The organism is Pseudomonas sp. Yb2C2, from assembly GCF_052112325.1.
Lineage (GTDB): Bacteria > Pseudomonadota > Gammaproteobacteria > Pseudomonadales > Pseudomonadaceae > Aquipseudomonas > Aquipseudomonas marginalis.
This window is the reverse complement of sequence record NZ_JAVAJK010000017.1, coordinates 145,303-162,677: the sequence shown is the minus strand read 5'-3', so window position 1 is coordinate 162,677 and position 17,375 is coordinate 145,303. Positions and strand designations below refer to the sequence as shown.

Genomic DNA, 17,375 nt, shown 5'->3' with positions numbered 1-17,375 from the left:
AACCACTTGCGCTTCCGATCTCTCGTCAGCGGGGAGGCGAATTCTACAGCGTTACACGCTGCTGTCAACACCTCTTTTTCTCCGCTTTCGACCGAGAAGATCGAATCGTTAATAGCGTCAAACAACATGACTCTATCAACTCCTTCTGGGCTTCGATGAACTGAAGCAATCCGCTGCCTTATTCTGCATAACTCTTTGTTTAACAAGGAGTTTTGCGTTTCGACTGCGCCGGAAGTGGGGCGAATTATAGACTTCCAGGATCTGCCGTCAACCTTCTTTTTCATCTTTCTGTCATATAAGTCAAAAACGCCCAAAAACGCAAAAGCCGGCCCCAAGGGGCCGGCTTTCTGCTTGCTGAGCCTTATAGGCTAGGGAACGCGAATTGCGACGCTTCATGGCTGGCCCGCTGCGGCCAACGCTGGGTGATCGCCTTGCGGCGGGTGTAGAAACGCACCCCATCCGGCCCATAGGCGTGCAAGTCGCCAAACAACGAACGCTTCCAGCCGCCAAAGCTGTGATACGCCACCGGTACTGGCAATGGAACATTCACACCGACCATACCCACTTCAATTTCGTCACAGAACAGACGCGCCGCTTCCCCGTCACGGGTGAAGATGCACGTACCGTTGCCATACTCGTGATCGTTGATCAGTTGCATCGCCGCTTCCAGGCTGCTCACCCGGACCACGCACAATACCGGCCCGAAGATCTCTTCCTTATAGATGCGCATCTCAGGCGTCACACGGTCAAACAGACTGCCCCCCAGGAAGAAGCCGTCTTCATTCCCGGCAATACTCAGTCCACGACCATCAACCACCAACTCCGCACCAGACGCAACACCGTCCTCTATATAGCCGCTGACCTTATCCCGCGCCTGGCCCGTCACCAGTGGCCCCATATCCAGCCCACAGGTAGTGCCCGCACCGATCTTCAGCGCCTTGATCTGCGGCACCAGCTTGGCGATCAACGCATCCGCCACCTGGTCACCGACACACACCGCCACCGAGATCGCCATGCAGCGTTCGCCGCAGGAACCATAGGCCGCGCCCATCAAAGCACTGACCGCGTTATCCAGGTCAGCATCCGGCATCAGCACCGCATGGTTCTTCGCCCCACCGAGCGCCTGTACGCGCTTACCGCGCTTGGTCGCTTCGGAATAGATGTACTCGGCAATCGGCGTCGACCCCACAAAACTCAACGCCTTGACTTCCGGCGCTTCGATCAACGCATCCACCGCGCCCTTGTCGCCGTGCACAACACTGAGCACACCTTTGGGAAGACCGGCTTCCTGCAGCAGTTGCGCGATCAACAGCGTCGAACTCGGATCACGCTCCGAAGGCTTGAGGATGAAGCAGTTACCGCAAACAATCGCCAGCGGATACATCCACAGCGGCACCATCGCCGGGAAGTTGAACGGGGTAATACCCGCCACCACACCCAACGGCTGGAAATCAGACCAGGCATCGATATTCGGCCCAACATTACGGCTGTACTCGCCCTTGAGAATCTCCGGCGCCGAACACGCGTACTCCACGTTCTCGATCCCGCGCTTGAGTTCGCCAGCGGCATCTTCCAGCGTCTTGCCATGCTCCTCACTGATCAGCTGCGAGATGCGCGCTTCGTTCTGCTCCAGCAATTGCTTGAACCGGAACATGACCTGGGCGCGCTTGGCCGCCGGTGTGTTACGCCAAGCCGGAAAGGCCGCCTTGGCCGAGTCGATAGCACGTTGAATGGTTTCGCGGCTGGCCAGTGGCACCTGGTGAATCACCAGGCCGGTGGACGGGTTATACACATCGGCAGTACGGCCGGATTCACTGACCAACTCACCGTTGATCAAATGCTGGATAAGGCTCATGCAGGGCTCCTGAAAAGTTGTTCTATATAGAAGGAGAAATCAGTCGATCTTGCTCAGCACTTCGCCGACCGCATCGAACAGACGATCCAGGTCCTGCGGTTTGCTGTTGAAGGTTGGCCCGAACTGCAGAGTGTCACCACCAAAGCGCACATAGAAGCCGGCTTTCCACAGAGCCATGCCGGCCTCGAATGGACGCACGATGGCATCACCGTCACGCGGCGCAATCTGAATCGCACCGGCCAGGCCGTAGTTACGGATGTCGATCACGTTCTTGCTGCCCTTCAGGCCGTGCAGCGCATTCTCAAAGTGCGGGGCGACTTCGGCCACGCTCTGCACCAGGTTTTCCTTCTGCAGCAGGTCCAACGCCGCCAGGCCGGCCGCGCAGGCAACCGGGTGCGCCGAGTAGGTGTAGCCGTGGGGGAATTCCACAGCGTACTCAGGCGTCGCCTGGTTCATGAAGGTCTGATAGATCTCGCTGCTGGCAATCACCGCGCCCATGGGGATCGCGCCGTTGGTGACTTGCTTGGCGATGCACATCAGGTCCGGGGTCACGCCAAAGCTGTCAGCGCCAAACATCGAACCGGTACGACCAAAGCCCGTGATCACTTCGTCGAATACCAACAGAATGTTGTGCTGGTCGCAGATCTCACGCAGGCGCTTGAGGTAACCCTGTGGCGGCACCAGCACGCCAGCGGAGCCGGCCATTGGCTCGACAAACACCGCGGCAATGTTCGACGCGTCGTGCAGCTCGATCAGTTTGAGCAACTCATCGGCCAAGGCGATACCGCCCTGCTCCGGCATGCCCCGGGAGAACGCATTGCTCGCCAGCAGGGTATGCGGAAGATGATCAACATCCATCATCGCCTGACCAAACATCTTGCGGTTGCCGTTGACGCCGCCCAGGCTGGTACCGGCGATGTTCACACCGTGATAACCACGGGCGCGACCGATCATCTTGGTCTTGGTGGCCTGGCCCTTCAGACGCCAGTAGGCACGCACCATCTTCACCGCGGTATCGGCGCACTCGGAACCGGAGTCGGTGAAGAACACGTGATTCAGGTTGCCTGGGGTCAAATCGGTAATTTTTTCCGCCAGCTGGAAGGACAGTGGATGGCCGTACTGGAAGCCTGGGGAGTAGTCCAGCGTGCCCAGTTGCTTGGCGACCGCCTCCTGGATTTCCTTGCGCGTATGCCCGGCGCCACAGGTCCACAGGCCCGACAACGAGTCGTACACCTTGCGCCCCTTGTCATCGGTCAACCAGCTGCCTTCGGCGGCCACGATCAGGCGCGGGTCACGCTGAAAGTTACGGTTGGCGGTGTAAGGCATCCAGTGAGCGTCCAACTTCAATTGGCTGGCCAGGGACGATGGGGCGTTTTCGGGCATGTTCATCAGCAAAACCTCGCAGGGCAAAAGGCAGCGTCGGGATTGAAAAAGCGTTGTTGCAGCTAAATTGCCACGGGGATAAAGTCGGTGAAATCCAACTCTTCTAACCTTCAGTCAGGCCTTCACTAAACTATGAGCAGCCGTCGACCCGATCCCCTGGCCCAAGTCAGCGACTTCGATATTCGTCTGTTGCGCATCTTTCGCAGCGTCGTGGAGTGCGGCGGCTTCTCGGCAGCGGAAACCGTGCTCGGCATCGGCCGTTCCGCCATCAGCCAGCAAATGAGCGACCTTGAGCAGCGGCTCGGATTAAGACTTTGCCAACGCGGCCGTGCCGGTTTCTCGCTGACCGAAGAAGGCCGCGAGGTCTACCAATCGGCCCTGCAACTATTAAGCGCCCTGGAAAGTTTCCGCACCGAGGTCAACGGCCTGCACCAGCACTTGCGCGGCGAGTTGATCATCGGCCTCACCGACAACCTGGTGACCCTGCCCCACATGCGCATCACCCACGCCCTGGCACAGTTGAAGGAGCGTGGACCGGACGTACAGATCCAGATCCGCATGATCGCCCCCAACGAAGTCGAACAAGGCGTACTCGACGGCCGCCTGCATGTCGGTGTGGTGCCCCAGGCCAGCGCCCTGTCCGGCCTGGAGTACCAGGCGCTGTACAGCGAACGCTCACTGCTTTACTGCGCGGTTGGCCACCCCCTGTTTTATGCCGACGACAAGCAACTGGGCGACGAGCGCATCGACGCCCAGGACGCCATCGCCCCCACCTTCCGCCTGCCCGCCGAGATCCAGGCCCACTACCAGGCGCTCAACTGCACCGCCAGCGCCTCGGACCGCGAAGGCATGGCATTCCTGATTCTCACCGGTCGCTACATCGGTTACCTGCCCGACCACTACGCCAGCCTATGGGTACAACAAGGCCGACTGCGCGCGCTGAAACCGGCTACGCGCTTTTACGATTTAAGCCTCGCATCGGTCACGCGCAAAGGCCGTCGCCCTCATTTGGTGCTGGAAAGCTTCCTGGAAAGCCTGGCAGCAACGCGCTAACTCGGGCTTCGCGCAAAAAGCTGAGCACCTGGACAGCTTTTTGCAAGGACACAGGGACCTAGAACCGTCCGCCTCGAGTTTGCTTGCCATGCCACCAGAATCCTCCAGCCCCAGCGACCTGATCTACGGTCTCAATGACCGCCCCAAACCCGCCCCTGCATTGCTGGCCGCACTGCAACATGTGCTGGCCGCCTTTGTCGGCATCATCACGCCACCGCTGATCATCGGCTCCACATTGGGCCTGACCGCACACTTGCCCTACCTGATCAGCATGGCGTTGATGGTGTCCGGTGTCGGCACATTTATTCAAGCGCGCAGGCCATTCGGGATCGGCGCCGGAATGATCTGCCTGCAAGGCACCAGCTTTGCGTTTCTCGGCGCGGTGCTGTCGGCCGGGTTTCTGGTCAAGCAACGCGGCGGCAGCCCGGAAGACATCATGGCAATGATCTTCGGCGTGTGCTTTTTCGGCGCTGCCGTGCAGATCATTCTCAGCCGCTTTATTGGTCAACTGCGCCGAGTGATCACCCCGCTGGTGACCGGGATTGTCATTACCCTGATCGGCATCAGCCTGATCAAGGTCGGTATCACCGACCTGGGCGGCGGTTTCAACGCACCGGACTTCGGCGCACCGGCCAACCTTGCGTTGGGCCTGTTCGTGGTGCTGACCATCATCTTGCTCAACCGCTCCAACACACCCTGGGTGCGCCTCTCGGCGATCATCATCGGCCTGGCCCTCGGCAGCCTCGCCGCCTGGTTCAGCGGCAAGCTGGTGCCCCAGGCCCTGGGCGACTTGCCTTTGGTCAGCCTGCCGATCCCGTTTCGATTCGGCTTCAACTTCGACTGGAGCGCCTTCCTGCCGATCGCGCTGATTTATCTGATCAGCAGCATCGAAACCGTCGGCGACCTCACCGCCAACTGCATGATCGCGCGCCAGCCCATCAGCGGCCCTTCTTATATAAGCCGGCTCAAAGGCGGCGTCCTCGGCGATGGCGTCAGTTGCATGATCGCCGCCACGTTCAGCGCCTTTCCCAACACCACTTTTGCCCAGAACAACGGCGTGATCCAACTGACCGGCGTGGCCAGCCGCTACGTCGGCCTGTACATCGGCGTGGTGCTGTTCTGCCTGGGTTTGTTCCCGCTGATCGGTGCCGTGCTGCAACAAATCCCCAAGCCCGTATTGGGCGGCGCAACCCTGGTGATGTTCGGCAGTGTGGCCGCCGCCGGCGTACGCATCCTCGCCCAGGCACCACTGGACCGTCGCAGCATGCTGATCATCGCCACCTCGTTCGGCGTCGGCCTGGGCATCGCCGCCCAACCGAACCTGCTGCACCTGATGCCAACCCTGGTGCAGAACCTGTTCGACTCAGCCATCACCAGCGGCGGCCTGACCGCCATCATGTTGTGCCTGTTACTGCCGGAATCCAAGGTGCCCGCTCCTGACGCAAACCACGCGCAGGAAAGCGACACCCTGGAACCGCTTTGACGGTTTTATTGCATCGGGACTTGTCTGAGGCTTGAGGGTGGGTTATCTGTGCACACGTCGTCTCTATCGATCAGCACGGAAACCTCCATGAGCCTCGAAGTTCCTGCCCACAGCAACCACGCCGGTAAGCCCGCCAGCCGCATTCGGCAAAAGAACGAACAAGCGATTCTCCAGGCTGCTGAAGATGAGTTCGCGCGCCATGGCTACAAGGGCACCAGCATGAACACCATTGCTGCCAGCGCCGGGCTGCCCAAAGCCAATTTGCACTACTACTTCACTAACAAGCTGGGCCTGTATATCGCAGTGCTCAGCAATATCCTCGAACTGTGGGACAGCACCTTCAACACGCTGACCGCCGAGGACGACCCGGCCGTGGCCCTCTCCCGCTATATCCGCACCAAGATGGAGTTTTCGCGGCGCCAGCCCCAGGCCTCGCGGATCTTCGCCATGGAAATCATCAGCGGCGGCGAATGCCTGACCGAATACTTCAGCCAGGACTATCGCGCCTGGTTCAGTGGTCGGGCGGCGGTGTTCCAGGCCTGGATCGACGCCGGCAAGATGGACCCCATCGACCCCGTGCACCTGATCTTCCTGTTGTGGGGCAGCACTCAGCACTATGCCGACTTCGCCACCCAGATCTGCCGCGTCACCGGTCGCACCAAGCTGACCAAGCAGGATATGGAAGACGCCGGCACCAACCTGATCCACATCATTCTCAAGGGCTGCGGCATCAAGCCGGCCCTCTAGACGAAGCCACTTATGTCTTTCACGCTCACCGGCCTTTGCGAGTTCCGCGAAGAAATTCGCAAAAGCCGCTTCATCACCCTGGCCGCACCGATCACCAGCCCGCAAGAAGCCCAGGCATTTTTCGAGCAGCACAGCGACCTTAACGCCACGCACAACTGCTGGGCCTGGAAGCTGGCCGATCAATACCGCAGCAGTGACGACGGCGAACCCGGCGGCACCGCAGGACGGCCCATCCTGGCGGCCATCGAGGCCCAAGGTTTCGATCAGGTCGCGGTGCTGGTGATTCGCTGGTATGGCGGCATACAACTCGGTACCGGCGGCCTGGCCCGCGCTTATGGTGGCGGTGCGAACAAGTGCCTGCAAAATGCCGAGCGCATCGAACTGATCAGCCGCGTGCCGCTGAGTTGCGCCTGCGGATTCTCCGAGCTGAACCTGGTCAAATTGCGCGTCGCCGAGTTGGGCGGGCTGGTGCTGGAAGAAACCTTCACCGCCAATGGCGTGGAGTTACAACTGGCCCTGGGCGATGCCCACATCGACACCCTGCAAACCCAGCTCGCCGACCTGAGCCGTGGGCGCATCCTGCTGCAACGCTGAAACTGCTAATGTTGTCCGCTGAACACCCTGAACCGCGACTCTAAAGGAAGCCTTCATGCCTACGCCAAAAACCGCACTGATCATCGGCGCCTCACGCGGGCTGGGCCTCGGCCTGGTCAAGCAATTGCTCCAGGACGGCTGGGACGTGACCGCCACCGTGCGTGACCCGAACAAGGCCGATGCCCTGAAAGCCGTGGGCCCGGTGCAGATCGAGAAACTCGACATGGACGATCAGCAAGCCGTGATCGCCCTGAACCAACGCCTCAAGGACCGCACCTTCGACCTGTTGTTCGTCAACGCAGGCGTCAAGGGCCCCGCCAATCAAGAACCTGGCCATGCCACCCTGGCGGAAGTCGGCCAGCTGTTCTTCACCAACGCCGTGGCGCCGATCAACCTGGCCCAGCGCTTCGTCGGGCAGATCCGCAAGGACAGCGGCGTGCTGGCGTTCATGAGTTCAGTACTGGGCAGTGTGACCATCCCCGACGGCTCGGACCTGGCGCTGTACAAGGCCAGCAAGGCCGCACTCAACTCCATGACCAACAGCTTCATTACCCAACTGGGCGATCACAAACTTACCGTGCTGTCGCTGCACCCGGGCTGGGTGAAGACCGACATGGGCGGCGAAAATGCGCACATCGATGTCGACACCAGCGTGCGCGGCCTGGTAGACCAAGTGAACGCCTACACCGGCAAGGGCGGCCATCACTTCGTGGACTACAAAGGCGACACCATCGCCTGGTAAGCCGCACAGGGTCGTTATCGAGCGATTGCCGTCGATAACGATCCGCGCGTAGACTGCCCACCTCGCCCTCACCGGCGACCCTGGATCAGCAGACAGGGCATCACTGAGCTGGCAAACCTGAACCCATCATTCAGAGGAGCCGGCCAATGCCTGCGACCCGTATCTGGTTAAAAACCCCCCTCGCGATTTTCACCGCCAACGGCCTAGACGCCCGTGGCGGCCTGGTGCTGCAAGACGGTGTGATCGCCGAAGTGCTGGCACAGGGTCAGGAACCCGCACAGCCCTGCGCCCAAGTGTTCGATGCGCGTGAGCATGTGGTCCTGCCCGGGCTGATCAACACCCACCATCACTTCTATCAAACCCTGACCCGCGCCTGGGCGCCGGTGGTCAATCAGCCCTTGTTTCCCTGGTTGAAAACCCTGTACCCGGTCTGGGCACGACTGACTCCGGAAAAACTCGCCCTGGCATCGAAGGTGGCGCTCGCGGAGTTGCTGCTCTCGGGCTGCACCACGGCGGCAGACCACCACTATCTGTTCCCCGACGGCCTGGAAAACGCCATCGATGTGCAAGTCGACAGCGTGCGCGAATTGGGCATGCGCGCCATGCTCACCCGCGGTTCCATGAGCCTGGGTGAAGCCGACGGCGGCCTGCCACCGCAACAGACTGTGCAACAGGGCCAGGTCATCCTTGACGACAGCCAGCGCCTGATCCGCGAATATCATCAGCGCGGCGACGGCGCGTACATCCAGATTGCCCTGGCGCCCTGCTCACCGTTTTCCGTCACCCCGCAAATCATGCAAGCCAGCGCCGAACTGGCCAACAGCCTGGATGTGCGCCTGCACACCCACCTGGCCGAAACCCTCGACGAAGAAGATTTCTGCCAGCAGCGCTTCGGACTGCGCACGGTGGATTACCTGGACAGCGTCGGCTGGCTCGGCCCGCGCACCTGGCTGGCCCATGGCATTCACTTCAACCCGGATGAAATTGCGCGCCTGGGCGCCGCCGGTACGGGCATCTGTCATTGCCCAAGCTCAAATATGCGCCTGGCCTCCGGCATCTGCCCGACCCTGGACCTGATGGCTGCCGGCGCGCCCATCGGCCTGGGTGTGGACGGTTCTGCCTCCAACGATGCGTCGAACATGATCCTCGAAACCCGTCAGGCCCTGTACATCCAGCGCCTGCGTTACGGTGCCGAAAAGATCACCCCTGAAGGCGTGCTGGGTTGGGCGACCAAGGGGTCGGCGCAGCTACTGGGGCGTACGGACATTGGTGAATTGGCCGTAGGCAAACAGGCCGACCTGGCGCTGTTCAAACTGGATGAACTGCGTTTCTCCGGCAGCCATGATCCGATCTCCGCACTGCTGCTGTGCGGCGCGGATCGGGCGGACCGGGTGATGATCGGCGGCAAATGGCGGGTTATCGACGGACAGGTGGAAGGCCTGGACCTGAAAGGCTTGATCGCCGATCACAGCCAGGCGGCACGTAACCTGATCCATCCCCTGTAGGAGCGAGGGGGACGCCTAGTTCTTGCTCGTGAAAAACGTCAACGATAACGCGGGTTTTCTGGTTTAACGCGGCGCTCTCAGGTTCTTCGCGAGCAAGCTCGCTCCTACAGGCCCAACAGCGACAACATGATAAAGGTCGCAAACAACACAAAATGGGTCATCCCTTCGATGGCATTGGTTTCGCCATCGTTGAGGTTGATCGCACTGACGATCAGCGTGATCAACACCATCACCGTTTGCACCGGCGTCATCGCCATCTGGAACGGCTGGCCGGTATAGAGCGCCATGGCTTCCATCACCGGCACCGTCAGGATCACCGTCGACAACGACGCACCCAGCGCGATGTTCACCACCGACTGCATGCGGTTGGCCAGCGCAGCGCGCAAGGCCGTCAGAATCTCCGGTGCCGCCGAAATAGCCGCCACCACAATCGCCGTGATCACCGGCGGTGCACCCGTACCTTCCAGGCCCAGGTCGAGGGTCTTAGACATCACCTCGGCCAGCGCGCCAATCACAATTACGCCAAACACCAGGGTACCGATGGAGAACGCCAGGTTCACCGGCGGCGACTCTTGTTCCTCCGGCAGCTTCTTGCGACGCTTTTCCGGGTAGCTGTAGCTGAAGAAATAACTGTGGGGCCCTACCTGCATGCGCAGGAACAAGGTGTAGAGCACCACCATCGCGCCGATGGTGAAGGCCGAGTAAATTTTCCAGTCGGCTTCTGGGATAAATTCCGGCACCACCATCGACACGCCCATGGCGGTCAGGATCATTACGCTGTAGGTCCGCGCCGAATCATCATTGTAGGACTGTTCGCCATGCTTGATGCCGCCCATCAACGCTGCCAAACCGAGGATGCCGTTGATATCGAGCATCACCGCCGAATAGATGGTGTCGCGCACCAGAGTGGGTGACGGCTCATTGCTCATCATGATCGCCAGGATCACCACCTCCACCAGCACCGCGGCAAGGGTCAGGATCATGGTGCCGTAGGGATCGCCGACTTTTTCTGCCAGTTGCTCGGCGTGGTGGGCCACGCGCATCGACGCCACGACGATAAAACCGATCAACACCACGCCGGCCAACAGTGCCACCATTTGCCCGCTGTGCAGCATCCAGTGCTCCAGCGGGTAGGCGGCGATGGCGGCAATCAGCGCCAGCAGCATGAATTTTTCTTGCTTGAGGGATGTGAGCATTCCGGGCCTTTTAGTACGGCAAATCAGTCATTGATGGGGTACAGACTGCGCCAAGCCGCTAACGTTTCGTTACACCTTAGTTCACACAGCCCTTGCGTGAATAAATCGAATACTCTCCTGCTGGTCAGGTTTTGCCGATTATTTAAGCCACGGCCTGTAGAATGCCGCCATTGCACCTGATGAGAATTTAGAAAATGTACGATTGGCTCAACGCCCTGCCCAAGGCTGAATTGCACCTGCACCTGGAGGGCTCGCTGGAGCCTGAGCTGCTGTTCGCCCTGGCCGAGCGCAACAAGATCGCGCTGCCGTGGAACGACGTCGAAACCCTGCGCAAGGCCTATGCCTTCAACAACCTGCAAGAGTTTCTCGACCTGTATTACAAGGGCGCCGATGTGCTGCGCACCTCCCAGGATTTCTACGACCTCACCTGGGCTTACCTGCTGCGCTGCAAAGCCCAGAACGTGATCCACACCGAGCCCTTCTTCGACCCCCAAACCCACACCGACCGTGGCGTACCGTTCGAAGTGGTGCTCAACGGCATCGCCGCTGCGCTCAAAGATGGCGAACAGCAACTGGGCATCACCAGCGGTTTGATCCTCAGTTTCCTGCGCCACCTGAGCGAAGCCGAAGCCGAGAAAACCCTCGACCAGGCACTGCCGTTCCGTGACGCGTTCGTGGCCGTGGGCCTGGACAGTTCAGAAATGGGTCACCCGCCGAGCAAGTTCCAGCGTGTGTTCGACCGTGCCCGTCACGAAGGCTTCCTCACCGTCGCCCACGCCGGCGAAGAAGGCCCGCCCGAGTACATCTGGGAAGCCATCGACCTGCTGAAAATCCAGCGTATCGACCATGGCGTACGTGCCATCGAAGACGAGCGCCTGATGCAGCGCATCATCGATGAGCAGATCCCGTTGACCGTCTGCCCGCTGTCCAACACCAAGCTCTGTGTATTCGACGACATGGCCCAGCACAACATCCTCGACATGCTCGAGCGTGGCGTGAAGGTCACGGTGAACTCCGATGACCCGGCGTACTTCGGCGGCTATGTCACCGAGAACTTCCACGCGCTGTACACCTCGCTGGGCATGACCCAGGACCAGGCCAAACGCCTGGCGCAGAACAGCCTGGATGCGCGCCTGGTAAAACCCTGACCGGACGCAAAGCCATCATCGCCAGGTCCATGGAATCAAAAAGGCCAGGGCGATGATGGCAAACCCTCAAGGCTAAGATTGTTCGGACATGGCCAATCGGGCGATTTCTGCCAGCCCGTTGTCGTTGAGCTGCACCGCCTGGGACTCATTGACCAGGCTGATCCAGTTCGATTGCAGGAACAACTGCAACAGCCCCGCACCCAGCGCGCCGCCCAGGTGCGGTTGCCGCTGGCTCCAATCGAAGCAGTCGCACACCAGTGGCGACGCCAGCGCCTGGGTGTAAATACCCAGGCCCGCCAGGTGCTGTGCGCCCTTGATCGTCACCTCAATGCGTTGCTCATGACGCTCGATCCACCCCGCCACCAACATCCGCTCACGCAGCTGCGCCGCCACTTCGCCGCCGAGGTGGCCCTGGCACAGCCGCGCATGTCGCAACAATGGCGGCGCCACCAACACCGGCGGTGAAGCATGCGGCGCACTACGTGCGGCGCTGGCCAGGGTCGTACTGGCCAAGGCATCGATGGCGACGCTGACATCGGCCGCCGCCATGCGAAACAGCCGCTTGCCACGCCGGCCCTCGGTACGCAGCAAGCCACTCCCCGTCAGCCGTGCCAGATGGGCATTCGCCGAGGCAGGTGACAACCCGGCAAGCAGCGCCAGTTCCTCCGATGACTTGGCCGAGCCGTCCATCAGGGACCAGAGCATGGCGGTGCGTTTGGGTTCGGCGAGCAAGCTGGCGATCTGACTGATGCATGGTGCCTGTTCCATCGATTCACTCCCTGTCGAATTATTTTTCTGCTGTGGTGGGCGCCAAAGTATAGGTGCGTAAACCAGCGGTTCCGCGGCGTCTGACAGCATGAATAGGGACATGAGCTGAGTGAAATTTCCTTGTGTGATGGAGGCTAATACGTCGTACCCAATCGCTCCGGCAATTGAGCGGTCAATGTCGCACAGCGCGACACGAGCATTTCCCGCAGCAGGTTGATGGGTTTGCTCAACTGGGCCCGATGGGCGCACAACAAATTGAGCGGTGTGCGCTCGCCACGCAATTCAGGCAAGACCAGGCGCAAGCGCCCGGCCAGTACATCGGTGCTCACATCCAGCCAGGATTTGTAGGCAATGCCCACGCCCGCCACCGCCCAGCGGCGCACCACATCGGCATCGTCGCTGAAGCGATCACCACCGACCGTGAGGCTGACTTCGCGTTTGCCATCGTGGAAGCTCCAGTGGTCATGCACTCGGCTGCCAAGCATGTAAAGCAAGCAATTGTGCTGGGCCAATTGCTCCAGCTGTCGCGGCTCGCCATAACGCGCGAGATAGCTGGGGGCTGCGCACAACACGCGAACGTTGTGCGGCGCGACGGGCAGGGCGACCAGGCTGGAGTCTTCGGGCTCGCCATAGCGCAGGGCAATGTCCACCGGCTGGCGGAACAGGTCGGCAATCCGATCGCCCAGCAGCAGGCGCACGGTGAGTTGCGGGTACTCGTGCTGAAATTCGTCCAGCCAGGGCAGTAGTTGGTTGCGGCCGAAATCCGAGGGGGCCGAGAGTTGCAACACCCCACTGACATGGTCCTGGCCACTGGCCAACAATCGCCGTCCCTCGTCCAGGGCGCTCAACGCAGTCCGGGCATATTCCAGGAAGCCTTCACCTTCGGCGGTCAGGCGCAGGCTGCGGGTGGAGCGCGCCAGCAAACGCGTGCCCAGTTGCTGTTCGATACGCTTGAGCGCCGCGCTGGCCACGGCGGGCGAAAGGTCCATCACCCGCGCCGCCGCCGACAAACTGCCCAGGTCCGCGGCGCGTACAAACAACTGCAAATCATCAAAACGCAGCATTCAACCACCCATTATCAAAATATTATTGAAACAGAGTGCTGTTTTAGCCGCTTTTATCTTGCAGGGAAATGGCCAATCATCTGCCCATCCCGTTATCACGTGTCTGGAGTTGAATATGTCCACAGCCTTTAACGTCATCGCCACGCTGATCGCCAAACCTGGCCAACAGGCCACCCTGGAGCCGCTGCTGCGCGACCTGCTGGAACCCACCCGTCTTGAAGCCGGCTGCGAGCAATACGACCTGCACCAGGACCTGCAACACCCTGAGACCTTCTACATGCTCGAACGCTGGAGCGATGACGCCGCACTGGCCGACCACGACCAGAGCGCGCATATCCAACATTTTCGCGCCAAAGCCGCTGATGTCATCGAACACTTCGAACTCAAGCGCCTGAAGTTTCTCGCCTGATCACCGCCTTTTTCCGGAGCCCCCATGAAAGCCATTGCCTACTACGCATCACTGCCGATCAACGATGAAAAATCCCTGCAAGACATCCAGCTGCCGGAGCCCGTCGCCGGCCCCCGTGACCTGCTGGTAGAAGTCAAAGCCATCTCGGTCAACCCGGTGGACACCAAGGTGCGCCAGAACGTCGCCCCTGAGAACGGCGCGGCCAAAGTGCTGGGCTGGGACGTGGCCGGTGTGGTCAAGGCCGTCGGCAGTGAAGTGAGCCTGTTCAAAGTCGGCGACAAGGTGTTCTACGCCGGTTCCCTGGTCCGCCCGGGCGCTAACAGCGAACTGCACACCGTCGATGAGCGCATCGTCGGCCATATGCCCAAGAGCCTGGGCTTTGCCGAAGCCGCCGCGCTGCCGCTGACCGCCATCACCGCCTGGGAGCTGCTATTCGAACGCCTGCAAGTGCGTGAAGGTAAAGAGGCGCAAGGCCAGAGCCTGCTCATCGTCGGTGCCGCCGGTGGTGTGGGTTCGATCCTGACCCAACTGGCCAGCCAGCTCACCGCCTTGACGGTGATCGGCACCGCGTCGCGCCCGGAAACCCAGGAATGGACCAAGGCACTCGGCGCCGACCTGGTGATCGACCACAGCCAACCGCTGAGCGAAGCGCTGAAACAAGCCGGCCACCCGCAGGTGACCCACGTCGCCAGCCTGACCCAGACCGAGCATCACCTGGACCAACTGGTCGAAGCGCTGCAACCCCAAGGCAAGCTGGCGCTGATCGACGACCCCAAGGCGCTGGACGTGAGCAAACTCAAGCGCAAGAGCCTGTCGCTGCATTGGGAGTTCATGTACACGCGCTCGATGTTCGAGACCCCGGACATGATCGAGCAGCACAACCTGCTTAATCGCGTGGCCGAACTGATCGACGCCGGCACCTTGAAAACGACGGTGGGCGAGCACTTCGGCGTGATCAATGCGGCGAACCTGCGCCGTGCCCATGCCCTGCTGGAAAGCGGCAAGGCCAAGGGCAAGATCGTGCTGGAAGGGTTCTGAAGATAACGTCTATCAGTGTCGTCCGTTATTCGTGTAAGTGAGGGACGACACCGCTAGTCAGAGAGTTGATCTTTGTCATATTTGTGAGCGTATTCGGGTTTATATTGGCCGCCTTTGCCACGATTCTTTTACGTGAGGAAGTCAGCAATGAAAATCCTGATAAAAGCGTTAGCAAAATCCCCAGGCAATAAATGGCAGGTTCGTCTCGACGGCGACGCGTTCACCTTCCGCAGCGAGGCCGAGGCCCGCGCCTTCGCCGATACCCTGCAAGCCCGCATCCAGGCTCCCCACCGCTTCCCGCTCAGCCAGCAACGCTCCGCCGCTGGCTGACCTGCATTTCAGCCCTGCGCCTGCGCGGCCCTTGCCCGTTGCAGGCGCTGGGTCGACATCGCAATCGTCACCGCCAACACACCGCACAAGCTGATGACCATCGCCATCGGCATCGCCGTGCCGTCGTGCAGCACGCCCACCAACGAAGCCGCCCCTGCCGCCACGCCAAACTGAATGCAACCGAGCAAGGCCGACGCGCTGCCGGCCCGGGCGCCCTGCCCGCTCATGGCACAGGCCGAGGTGTTGGGCAGGATGCAGCCCAGGCTGGCGATACAGATGAACAGCGGTACCAGCAACGGCCATAACGCTTCGGTGCGCAAGGCCGCGATGCCCAACAGTGACAGCGCCGCCAGCAGATAGACCCACACCGTGCGCGACAGCAGAAACGCCGGGCCACGCTTGGCCAGCAGCCGCGCGTTAACCTGTGCAACCAGGATGAACCCCGCGGCGTTGGAACCGAACAGCCAGCCGTAATGCTCGGCGGGCACGCCATAGAGTTTGATAAATACGAACGGGGAGCCGGCGATGTAGGCAAACATCCCGGCAATCGAAATGCCCCCGGTCAGGGCGTAACCGAGGTAGACCCGGTCTGACAACAGCGCGCCATAGCGGCGCAGCGATCCGGACAAGGGTTGACGCGGCTGATGGGCCGGAAAGGTTTCCGGCAAACCGACCGCCACGGCGATCGCCGCCATCACGCTGAAGATCGACAGTGCGAGGAAAATCGACTGCCAGCCCCACAACCCGACCATCACACCACCCGCCAACGGCGCAAGGATCGGCGCCAGGCCGGTCACCAGCATCAGTTGCGAATACACCTTGGCCGAGCCCACCGCATCACATTTGTCACTGACCACGGCGCGGGAAATCACCATGCCCGCGCAACCGCCGAGGGCCTGCACGAAACGTGCGCCAATCAGCCATTCCAGGGACGGCGCGTACGCGCAGGCAAAGGACGCCAGGGTAAACAGGGTTACGCCGCTGAGCAGCGGGCCGCGTCGACCAAAGCGGTCTGCCAGTGGGCCGTAGATCAGTTGGCCGATGGCCAGGCCGGCGAAATACACCGCCAGGGTCAACTGGATATGTTTTTCGTCGGTCCCGAAGGCCGTCGCCATGGCAGGAAAGCCAGGCAGGTAGAAATCGATCGCCAGCGGCGCGAAGGCGCTCAAGGCGCCCAGAATCAGGATTATGCGGAGGTTCATCAGGCACCCAAGTGTGTCGGCAGCCCGACAGTTTAGCCGCGCTTGGGTGCATTGAATACGATAGCTCGCTAACTATTTGAATGGGTCAGGCGAGCTTGGCGCTGTAGCCCTCTTCGCTGATCAGGCTGATCACTTCCTCGGCAGACAGGCGGCTTTCGACGCCCACCTCTTTCGCCGCCAGGTCGACCTTCACGCTGGCCGCCGGATCCTGGCTCTGCACCGCCTGGGTCACGGCCCGAACGCAGTGGCCGCAGGTCATTCCTTCAACGCTGAATATTTGCATGACATGACTCCTTTGATGAGGTTGAACCCAGTCTTGACCTTGCCACGATGGCAAGGTCAAGTTCTGAAACTTTCGGCCGGGCTGGTATTACACCGCGGCGTCGGCCAAGCTTCACCCATCTTCGATTCAAACCACGGAGCATTCGCTATGCGCTGGTCGTTTTTTGGCCTTGTCGGCCTGATGAGCTTGTCTGCCGCTGCGCCCCAGGCCCTCGCCGCAGAAGACTATGCGGTGCTGATCATTTCCCGCGAACGCCTGGAAGTACCGACCAATTGCGAGATCGGCCTGTACATCCAGGACCAGTTGGCCGGGCGCCTGTTCCAGGAACAGTCCACCTCGTTCAACCTGCCCGCCGGCAATGTGTCGCTGCGCCTGAAACTGCTGCCGGGCCAGTCACCGGGTTGCTTGCCGGGCCTGCTCGCGCAGCCGGCGCAGAACATCACGCTCAAGGCCGGTGACGTACGCAAGTTGCGCATTGCCCAGGGCCCGGAAGGCATGTACCTCAAGCCTGCCGCACTGGAATACTGAAGACGCTTGACCTTCCCCACAGGTCAAGGTTGATCCTAGGGGCAACT

Annotated in this window: 18 protein-coding genes; 11 read left to right on the top strand and 7 right to left on the bottom strand. The window is 60.9% G+C overall.

Features of this window, described 5'->3' with window-relative positions:
* Positions 1-361: 361 nt before the first annotated feature.
* Together Q8X51_RS22835 and Q8X51_RS22830 are read right to left on the bottom strand one after the other, a co-directional pair.
* The gene (locus tag Q8X51_RS22835; RefSeq protein WP_065925519.1) at positions 362-1,855 is read right to left on the bottom strand and encodes a CoA-acylating methylmalonate-semialdehyde dehydrogenase; all 1,494 of its coding nucleotides are present in this window, start codon (positions 1,853-1,855) and stop codon (positions 362-364) included.
* A 39-nt stretch (positions 1,856-1,894) separates the two neighbouring features.
* On the bottom strand, positions 1,895-3,244 hold the full coding sequence (locus Q8X51_RS22830; RefSeq protein WP_065925520.1) for an aspartate aminotransferase family protein: 1,350 nt from the start codon (positions 3,242-3,244) through the stop codon (positions 1,895-1,897).
* A 126-nt stretch (positions 3,245-3,370) separates the two neighbouring features.
* On the opposite strand from Q8X51_RS22830, the gene Q8X51_RS22825 reads away from it, so the two are divergent.
* The 6 genes from Q8X51_RS22825 to Q8X51_RS22800 all read left to right on the top strand — a co-directional run bounded on the left by Q8X51_RS22825 (position 3,371) and on the right by Q8X51_RS22800 (position 9,362).
* Positions 3,371-4,291, top strand: coding sequence for a LysR family transcriptional regulator (locus Q8X51_RS22825; RefSeq protein ID WP_027607943.1), 921 nt, complete (start codon positions 3,371-3,373; stop codon positions 4,289-4,291).
* An 88-nt stretch (positions 4,292-4,379) separates the two neighbouring features.
* Entirely contained in the window at positions 4,380-5,774 is a 1,395-nt protein-coding gene (locus Q8X51_RS22820; RefSeq protein WP_407693623.1) for a uracil-xanthine permease family protein, read from the top strand.
* An 87-nt stretch (positions 5,775-5,861) separates the two neighbouring features.
* Positions 5,862-6,521 carry a TetR/AcrR family transcriptional regulator gene (locus Q8X51_RS22815; protein WP_027607945.1) on the top strand — a complete coding sequence of 220 codons (660 nt, stop codon included), beginning with the start codon at positions 5,862-5,864 and terminating at the stop codon, positions 6,519-6,521.
* Positions 6,522-6,533: 12 nt separating this feature from the next.
* Positions 6,534-7,115: an IMPACT family protein gene (locus Q8X51_RS22810; protein WP_065940975.1), complete on the top strand. Its 582-nt coding sequence runs from the start codon at positions 6,534-6,536 to the stop codon at positions 7,113-7,115.
* Between the two features lie 55 nt (positions 7,116-7,170).
* Positions 7,171-7,857, top strand: a complete 687-nt coding sequence (locus Q8X51_RS22805) for an SDR family oxidoreductase (RefSeq protein WP_131696666.1) — start codon at positions 7,171-7,173, stop codon at positions 7,855-7,857.
* A 146-nt stretch (positions 7,858-8,003) separates the two neighbouring features.
* On the top strand, positions 8,004-9,362 hold the full coding sequence (locus Q8X51_RS22800) for an 8-oxoguanine deaminase (RefSeq protein ID WP_407693622.1): 1,359 nt from the start codon (positions 8,004-8,006) through the stop codon (positions 9,360-9,362).
* A gap of 104 nt (positions 9,363-9,466) precedes the next feature.
* Here the strand turns inward: Q8X51_RS22800 and Q8X51_RS22795 are convergent, their stop codons facing one another.
* Positions 9,467-10,558 carry a calcium:proton antiporter gene (locus tag Q8X51_RS22795; RefSeq protein WP_065925525.1) on the bottom strand — a complete coding sequence of 364 codons (1,092 nt, stop codon included), beginning with the start codon at positions 10,556-10,558 and terminating at the stop codon, positions 9,467-9,469.
* Positions 10,559-10,752: 194 nt separating this feature from the next.
* Between Q8X51_RS22795 and Q8X51_RS22790 the strand changes: the two genes are divergently transcribed.
* On the top strand, positions 10,753-11,706 hold the full coding sequence (locus Q8X51_RS22790) for an adenosine deaminase (RefSeq protein ID WP_043051475.1): 954 nt from the start codon (positions 10,753-10,755) through the stop codon (positions 11,704-11,706).
* A 72-nt stretch (positions 11,707-11,778) separates the two neighbouring features.
* Here the strand turns inward: Q8X51_RS22790 and Q8X51_RS22785 are convergent, their stop codons facing one another.
* A complete protein-coding gene (locus tag Q8X51_RS22785; RefSeq protein WP_074848682.1) occupies positions 11,779-12,474 on the bottom strand; it encodes an ArsR/SmtB family transcription factor in 696 nt (231 codons plus the stop codon).
* Positions 12,475-12,608: 134 nt separating this feature from the next.
* On the bottom strand, positions 12,609-13,538 hold the full coding sequence (locus tag Q8X51_RS22780; RefSeq protein ID WP_065925528.1) for a LysR family transcriptional regulator: 930 nt from the start codon (positions 13,536-13,538) through the stop codon (positions 12,609-12,611).
* A 115-nt stretch (positions 13,539-13,653) separates the two neighbouring features.
* Here Q8X51_RS22780 and Q8X51_RS22775 point away from each other — a divergent pair, with 115 nt between their 5' ends.
* From Q8X51_RS22775 to Q8X51_RS22765, 3 genes are all read left to right on the top strand, one after another.
* Positions 13,654-13,947, top strand: coding sequence for a putative quinol monooxygenase (locus Q8X51_RS22775; protein ID WP_065925529.1), 294 nt, complete (start codon positions 13,654-13,656; stop codon positions 13,945-13,947).
* Positions 13,948-13,971: 24 nt separating this feature from the next.
* Positions 13,972-14,985, top strand: a complete 1,014-nt coding sequence (locus Q8X51_RS22770) for a zinc-binding alcohol dehydrogenase family protein (protein WP_065947186.1) — start codon at positions 13,972-13,974, stop codon at positions 14,983-14,985.
* 147 nt (positions 14,986-15,132) lie between these two features.
* The gene (locus Q8X51_RS22765) at positions 15,133-15,315 is read left to right on the top strand and encodes a hypothetical protein (protein WP_027607955.1); all 183 of its coding nucleotides are present in this window, start codon (positions 15,133-15,135) and stop codon (positions 15,313-15,315) included.
* Positions 15,316-15,323: 8 nt separating this feature from the next.
* Here the strand turns inward: Q8X51_RS22765 and Q8X51_RS22760 are convergent, their stop codons facing one another.
* Positions 15,324-16,517 (bottom strand): multidrug effflux MFS transporter, encoded by a 1,194-nt coding sequence (locus Q8X51_RS22760; RefSeq protein ID WP_065925531.1) that lies wholly within the window; start codon positions 16,515-16,517, stop codon positions 15,324-15,326.
* Positions 16,518-16,602: 85 nt separating this feature from the next.
* A complete protein-coding gene (locus Q8X51_RS22755) occupies positions 16,603-16,800 on the bottom strand; it encodes a heavy-metal-associated domain-containing protein (RefSeq protein WP_027607957.1) in 198 nt (65 codons plus the stop codon).
* Positions 16,801-16,947: 147 nt separating this feature from the next.
* Here Q8X51_RS22755 and Q8X51_RS22750 point away from each other — a divergent pair, with 147 nt between their 5' ends.
* Positions 16,948-17,328 (top strand): hypothetical protein, encoded by a 381-nt coding sequence (locus tag Q8X51_RS22750; RefSeq protein WP_407693621.1) that lies wholly within the window; start codon positions 16,948-16,950, stop codon positions 17,326-17,328.
* Positions 17,329-17,375 lie beyond the last annotated feature (47 nt).